This is a genomic window from Tepidimonas sp., assembly GCF_036824975.1.
Classification (GTDB): Bacteria; Pseudomonadota; Gammaproteobacteria; order Burkholderiales; family Burkholderiaceae_C; genus Tepidimonas.
Window position 1 is genome coordinate 1 of record NZ_DAISZC010000025.1, and the last position, 6,965, is coordinate 6,965.

The window sequence follows — 6,965 nt, forward strand, 5'->3', positions numbered from 1 at the left end:
GAGGCGTTGGCCACGCATTACTGGGAGTCCAGCATCGAGCCCGGCGCGCCGCTGGACGCGGTGGGCCAGATTGCGCGCTGGCGCCAGACCTACGGTGTGGACGACGGGGAGCAGCGCCTCCTGCGCACTGACGTCAGGCGCGGCTGTGAGGTGTGCGAAGGGCGTGGCTACAAAGGGCGGCTGGGCACGCCTGGGGCAGGCGTAAGCGGGTTCCGGGTGTGCGGAGGGCGCGGCAACAAGGGGCGGCTGGGCATCGGCGAGCTGATGCGCAGCGACGACGCCATTCGCCACCACATCCGCCGCCGCTCTTTGGCGGGGCTGATTCGCGCTTCCGCGCTGCCGTCTGGCACGCACATGCATGACGCCACCATCCGCCACCACATCCGCTGCCGCTCCCCCGCGGGCGAGATTCGCGCCTTGGCGCTGGCGGCAGGCATGCGCACCCTGCGGCAGGATGGCATCGAGAAGCCAGGAGGGCTTGCTGCTTTGCGCCCACAAGGCATGCGCACCCTGCGGCAGGATGGCATCGAGAAGGTGCTGGCCGGGCTGACCGACCTGTCCGAAGTGATCGCCGCCACCAACGTGTGAGGCGCGTGCCCCCCTAGCCGGCGGCGCAGATCTGAGCGATGTTTTGTGCCGATGCCGTGAGGCCGCACTGCCTACAATGTGCACATGCTGCGCTACCAGACGATCCCGGTCACGCCGTTTCAGCAGAATTGCTCGCTCGTGTGGTGCGACGCTACGCGCGAGGCGGCGGTGATCGACCCGGGTGGCGATCTGGACGCGGTGCTGGCCGAGGTCGAGCGACGGGGGCTAGACCTGCGCCAGATTTGGCTGACGCACGCGCACATCGACCATGCCGGCGGCGCCGGTGAGCTGGCCGGACGGCTGGGCTTGCCCATCATCGGGCCGCACCCGGGGGACCAGTTCTGGATCGACGCGCTGCCGCAGCAGGCGGTGATGTTCGGTTTTGCGCCCGCGCGGCCGTTTGCGCCGTCGCGCTGGCTGCATGACGGTGACACGGTGACGGTGGGCCAGTGCACGCTGCAAGTGCGCCACTGCCCAGGCCACACGCCGGGGCACGTGGTGTTTTATTCGCCGCAGGCCAAGCGGGCCTTCGTGGGCGACGTGTTGTTTGCGGGCAGCATCGGGCGCACCGATTTTCCCGGTGGAGATTACGATCAGCTGATTGCCAGTATCACGCAGCGCCTGTGGCCGATGGGGGATGATACGGTGTTCATTCCCGGCCACGGGCCTGAGAGTACCTTTGGGCGCGAGCGACGCAGCAATCCGTACGTGGGCGGCACCTGAGGCGAGGTGGTAAAGACGCCACAGCCCGCGCGGGCCGATGCCGCTCGTACGGCCCGGCTGGGTTACCCCGCGCGTCGGGCTTGCTCGTACAACCCCTCCACCTTGGGGATATTGGTCTGCAGGTCGCGAATGCGGTTTGGTCCGCTGGGGTGGGTGGACAGAAACTCCAGCCCGTTGTTGCCGGTGACGGCAGCCATCTTGCGCCACAGCGTCACGCTGGCATGCGGATCGTAGGCGCCGCGGGCGGCCAGTTCCAGGCCTACCAGGTCGGCCTCGGTTTCGTCCTCGCGGCTAAACTTCAGGCTCAACAGCTGGGTGCCCAGGTCGGCCGCCAAGCGGCCGACGTCACCGAGTCCAAGCAGTTGCGCGCCCAGCGACAGACCAAGGCCCGTGGCCTGCGTCTTGGCAATGCGTTCGCGCGCATGCTCGCGCAGCGCGTGCGCCATTTCGTGGCCCATCACCATCGCGGCCTCGTCCTCGGTCAGGGCCAGCTGGTCCAGGATGCCGGTGAAAAACGCAATTTTGCCGCCGGGCATGCAGAAGGCGTTGATCTGGCGGCTGCCGATGAGGTTGACCTCCCACTGCCAGCGCTGCGCGCGCGCATTCCAGGGCAGCGCGTGCGGGATGAGCCGTTGGGCAATCGCCCGCAGGCGGCGCAGCTGCGGGTGGTCGTCGGGCGCCAGTGCCCCCTTAGCATGGGCCTGTGCCAGCAGGCTGCGATACTGCTGCGCGGCAGCAGCCTCTAACTGATCGGCGGGCACCAAGGTGCGCAACGACGACAGTGGGCCGACGTCCACTTGCGCCCGGCCGACCGTGGGTGTCAGTGCCAGACCTACAGCACCCGAGGCCAGCACTGCCACAAAGCCGCGGCGCGGCACCGAGGAGCGAGTCATACACATCCAGCACATGGGGCGATGATAGGTCAAGACGACGTGCGCCGGTTTGCCGGTGCGCGACTTGGCCCTGTGTGCTGGGGGCCGTGTTCGTGGCGCGTATCATGCGCGGCACCGCGCGCCAATGGTGCGCAGACGGTGCCCGTGGGTGGGACGGGGTGAGCGGACGTGCCGCCACGGTCGTTCCCCCGACCTTCTGCGATGCCGTTCGGGGGCCGATCCGCGTGTGGGGTCTTTATTTTTCGGTGGGTGCTCGAATGTCGTCCATGCTATCCCCGGTGGCTGCGGCGGTCCCGGTGGCTCTTTCTTGGCGCCGACGCGTGCGGCGCGTCTGGCGGCGCGGCCGCGCCCTGCTGTGGGACCGCCGGGTGCTGGCGCTGGCGGCGCTGGGGTTTTCCGCGGGGTTGCCGCTGCTGTTGATCTTCTCGTCGCTGTCGCTGTGGCTGGGCGAGGCCGGGGTGGAGCGCCGAGCGGTGACGTTTTTTAGCTGGGCGGCGTTGGCGTATTCGTTCAAGTTCGTGTGGGCGCCGCTGGTGGACCGGGTGCCGTTGCCCGTATTGACCGCGTGTCTGGGGCGGCGGCGCAGCTGGCTGCTGCTGGCGCAGCTGGGCGTGATCGCCGCTATCCTGGGTATGGCCGCTACCGATCCGGCAGCGGGCCCGGCGGCGCTGGTGCGCATGGCCGCGTTTGCGGTGCTGCTGGGCTTCATGTCGGCCACGCAAGACATCGTCATCGACGCCTACCGTATCGAGGTCGCCGGTGTGCGGCGGCAGGGCGTGCTGTCGTCGGCCTATGTCGCGGGGTACCGCGTCGGCATGGTGGTGGCGGGTGCAGGGGTGTTGTTTTTGGCCTCGGCCTGGGGGTCGGCCAAGGGGCAGTATGTGTACGAGGCCTGGGCGGCGGCCTACGGCTGCGCGGCGCTGGCCATGGGGGTGGGGGTGGCCACCACGCTGCTGGTGCGCGAGCCGGCCGTGGACGTGGGGGTGGCTGCGCGCCCGGCGGGTGAGCATGCGCGGCTGCTGGCGGTGTTCGCGGCAGCGGTGGCGGCGTTCATCGCCGTGTTTTGGGGATGGGACGCGGCATGGGCGCTGCCGCCGCCTGGGCCGCTGGCGGCGCTGGTGTGGGAGACGCTGCGGTTGCTGCTGGCGCTGGCGGCGGCGGCGGCGGTGGGGACGGTGCTGGTGCGGTTGGGGGTGGCCCGTGCCGACGCAGCCCGCGCCACTTGGGTGGAGCCGGTGCGCGCCTTCTTCGCGCGGCACGGCTGGGCCGACGCGGCGCTGCTGCTGGCCATCGTTGGGCTGTACCGCATCTCGGACATCGTGCTGGGCGTCATCAGTAACATGTTTTATCAGGATGTGGGGTTTTCTAAGCCGGAGATCGCCACCGCGGTCAAGACCTTCGGCGTGGTGGTCAGCATCGCGGGGGGCTTTGTGGGTGGGCTGCTGGCGGCGGGCCTGGGGGTGCTGCGCGCGCTGTGGTGGGGGGCGCTGCTGTCGGCGCTGACCAATCTGGCCTTCGTCGGCCTGGCGTTGGTCGGGCCGCAGCGCGCGCTGCTGTATGCCGTGGTGACCGCCGACAACCTAGCGGCCGGCTTGGCCAGCGCAGCGTTCGTGGCGTTTTTGTCCAGCCTGACCCAGGTGCGTTTTACGGCGGCGCAGTACGCGATCTTTAGCTCGCTGATGACGCTGCTGCCCAAGACCCTCGGGGGGTACGCGGGCACGTTGGTGGACGCGCTGGGCTATCCGGGCTTTTTTGTGCTGACGACGCTGCTGGGCCTGCCGGTGCTGGGGCTGGTGTCGTGGGCGGGACGCCGCCTGCCGCTGCCCGGCGCCACGCGAGCGCCGGTGGCCGATGCCGCTGCCCGGGCGGGTGCACGGTCGGGGTAACTGTTGGCGGGGAAGACAGTCCGCCTCCCCCAAATAGGGGAGGCGGCCCCCCGCGTGTTCCTGGCAAAATTTGATCAAGCTGTCACATCGGCCTGCGGCCCGCGGAGGGAGTCGTCAGATTCCACGGGCAGACACCACAACAAAGTAGGGAGGAGGCTGCGGCGCCCCTCGGGCGGATGTCCCGGGGGGCGGCTCCGCTCGAGGGCCCGAACGCAGGATGCCGAAGGGCGATGGATGGCACAGTTCCCAACGACGTCCTGATGGACTTGCCGGCCTGCGTGGCCGGTTTTTTTTCGTCGGGTCAATCAGCAACGCCCCGGCGTTTGCACAGCACTGGGCCGTGGAGCGTGGTGGCCCGGCGCGCATGCGCCAGGCCCTGTCGGCGTCCCTCGTGGCCGCGGCACGGCCACCGTCGGTGGGTACGCAGGTGCGTGCGGCGGTCATCCTTCAGGATGCGCTCTGGTGCGGCACCGGGCGTGGTTTGCCCTGCTCGTCGATGGCTACGTAGGTCAGCGTCGCTTCGGTGACCTTGACGCACTGGTAGTGGGGGCAGCGCCGCTCGGCCCAGACCTCGACCTGCACCGTGATCGAGGTATTGCCGATGCGCACCAGCGTCGCGTAGAAGCTCAGCAGGTCACCCACCTTGACCGGTTGCTTGAACAGAAACTGGTTGACGGCAACGGTGGCGAACCGTCCCCCCATGTAACGCGCCGGAATCACCGAGCCGGCCAGATCGACCTGCGCCATCACCCAGCCGCCAAAGATGTCGCCGTTGGCGTTGACGTCGGCCGGCATCGGGATGACGCGCAATACCAGCTCCTTGTCGGTGGGCAGGGCGTCCGCGGGGCTTGAGGGTACGATCGGATGTGTTGACAGATCGGTTTGCATGGTGGAGATTGTCATCGATGCGTGGACGTTCGACGATGGCGCGGAACCTGCCGCTGCCGGCGCCGGTCTCGGAAGGTCACCCGCAGACGTCGGACGCGGCGGTGCTGCGGGCGTTGCTGCCCTATGTGTGGCCCTACCGCCTGCGGGTGGCGGCGGCCCTGACCCTGATGGTGACGGCCAAGCTGGCGACGGTGGGCGTGCCGGTGCTGCTGAAGGTGTTGGTGGACGCGCTGACGCCGGGGGCAGCGGCGGCCGCGTCGGTGTGGGCGGCCCCGCTGGCGCTGGTGCTGGCCTACGGTGCGCTGCGGTTGAGCGCCACGCTGCTGACCGAGCTGCGTGAGCTGGTGTTTTTGCCCGTCACCGAGGGCGTGACGCGCGCCATTGCGCGCCGCGCATTCGACCACCTGATGGGGTTGGGGCTGCGCTTTCACCTGCAGCGCCAGACGGGCGCGCTGACGCGCGATATCGAGCGCGGCACGCGCGCCGTGCAGTCGCTGGTGTCGTACTCGCTGTACAGCGTGGTGCCGACGTTGGTGGAAGTGCTGCTGGTGCTGGTGCTGCTGGGCGCGGCGTTTGGCGCCTGGTACGTGGCGGTGACGCTCGGGGCACTCATCGCCTACGTGGCGTATACGGTGCGTGTGACGCAGTGGCGCACCGGCATTCGCCGGCAGATGAACGAGGCCGAGTCGGCCAGCAGCAGCCGCGCCATCGACGCCCTGCTCAACTACGAGACCGTCAAATATTTCAACAACGAAGGCTGGGAGGCACAGCGCTACGACGACAGCCTGCTGCGCCTGCGGCGCGCCCGCATGCGCACGCAAGCCTCGCTGGCGCTGCTCAACGTCGGCCAGCAGGCCATCATCGCCGCGGCGCTGGTGGCGCTGCTGTGGCATGCGGTCGATGCTGTGCAGGCTGGGGCGATGACCCTGGGTGACTTGGTGATGGTCAACGCCTTCCTGCTGCAGCTGACCATGCCGCTGAACTTTTTGGGCGTGCTGTATCGCGAAATTCGCCAGAGTCTGACCGATTTGGCGCGCTTGTTCGATCTGTTGCGGCAGCCGCTGGAAGTGCGCGATGCACCCGACGCGCGGGCGCTGCGCCTGACCGGCCCGCCCGAGGTGCGCTTCGAAGACGTGCACTTCGCCTACGAGCGCGAGCGCGTCATCCTGCGCGGGGTCAGCTTCACCATTCCCGCCGGACGCACGGTGGCAGTGGTGGGGGCGTCGGGCGCGGGCAAGTCCACACTGGCGCGGCTGCTGTTTCGCTTCTACGACGTGGGCACGCTCGGGGATAGCGCTGGAGCCGGGCGTATCTTGATCGACGGGCAGGACGTGCGCACGCTCACCTTGGATAGCCTGCGGCGCGCCATCGGCGTGGTGCCGCAGGACACCGTCCTGTTCAACGACACCATCGAGTACAACATCCGCTACGGCAGCCCCGAGGCCGACTTCGAGGCGGTGCGCGCCGCGGCGCGCGCGGCCCACATTCTGGACTTCATCGAACGCTTGCCGCAGGGGTGGCAAACGGTGGTGGGCGAGCGCGGGCTCAAACTCTCCGGCGGCGAGAAGCAGCGCGTGGCGATCGCGCGCACGCTGCTGAAGGACCCGCCGATTCTGATTCTGGATGAGGCGACGTCGGCGCTGGACTCGGCCAGCGAGCGCGCCATTCAGGACGAGCTGCGCCGACTGGCGCGCAACCGCACCACGCTGGTGATCGCCCACCGCCTGTCCACCATCGTCGATGCGGATGAAATCGTGGTGATAGAGCACGGACAGGTGGTGGAGCGCGGCACCCATGCGCAGCTGCTGGCGGCCGCTGGGCGCTATGCCCGCCTGTGGGCGCTGCAGCACAGCGCGGCGTCGACCGACACCCCCGATGCCGGAGAGGACCATGGAGACCAAGTGGCTTGAGGATTTCGTCAGCCTGGCCGAGACGCGCAGTTTCAGCCGCTCGGCGCAGCTGCGACACGTGACGCAGCCCGCGTTTT

At 68.9% G+C, this 6,965-nt stretch carries 5 protein-coding genes and 1 pseudogene; 4 read left to right on the plus strand and 2 right to left on the minus strand.

What is annotated here, in order from left to right:
• Nucleotides 1-588, plus strand: a pseudogene (locus V7Z54_RS04575) (hypothetical protein); the annotation flags it as partial.
• Between the two features lie 84 nt (nt 589-672).
• Nucleotides 673-1,311 (plus strand): MBL fold metallo-hydrolase, encoded by a 639-nt coding sequence (locus V7Z54_RS04580; protein WP_334134704.1) that lies wholly within the window; start codon nt 673-675, stop codon nt 1,309-1,311.
• A gap of 62 nt (nt 1,312-1,373) precedes the next feature.
• On the opposite strand, the gene V7Z54_RS04585 is transcribed toward V7Z54_RS04580, so the two are convergent.
• The gene (locus tag V7Z54_RS04585) at nt 1,374-2,204 is read right to left on the minus strand and encodes a M48 family metallopeptidase (protein WP_334134706.1); all 831 of its coding nucleotides are present in this window, start codon (nt 2,202-2,204) and stop codon (nt 1,374-1,376) included.
• A gap of 296 nt (nt 2,205-2,500) precedes the next feature.
• Here V7Z54_RS04585 and V7Z54_RS04590 point away from each other — a divergent pair, with 296 nt between their 5' ends.
• Nucleotides 2,501-4,090, plus strand: coding sequence for an AmpG family muropeptide MFS transporter (locus V7Z54_RS04590; protein WP_334134707.1), 1,590 nt, complete (start codon nt 2,501-2,503; stop codon nt 4,088-4,090).
• Between the two features lie 447 nt (nt 4,091-4,537).
• Here the strand turns inward: V7Z54_RS04590 and V7Z54_RS04595 are convergent, their stop codons facing one another.
• The gene (locus V7Z54_RS04595; RefSeq protein ID WP_334134709.1) at nt 4,538-4,978 is read right to left on the minus strand and encodes an acyl-CoA thioesterase; all 441 of its coding nucleotides are present in this window, start codon (nt 4,976-4,978) and stop codon (nt 4,538-4,540) included.
• 17 nt (nt 4,979-4,995) lie between these two features.
• On the opposite strand from V7Z54_RS04595, the gene V7Z54_RS04600 reads away from it, so the two are divergent.
• Entirely contained in the window at nt 4,996-6,888 is a 1,893-nt protein-coding gene (locus tag V7Z54_RS04600) for an ABCB family ABC transporter ATP-binding protein/permease (RefSeq protein WP_443082428.1), read from the plus strand.
• Nucleotides 6,889-6,965 lie beyond the last annotated feature (77 nt).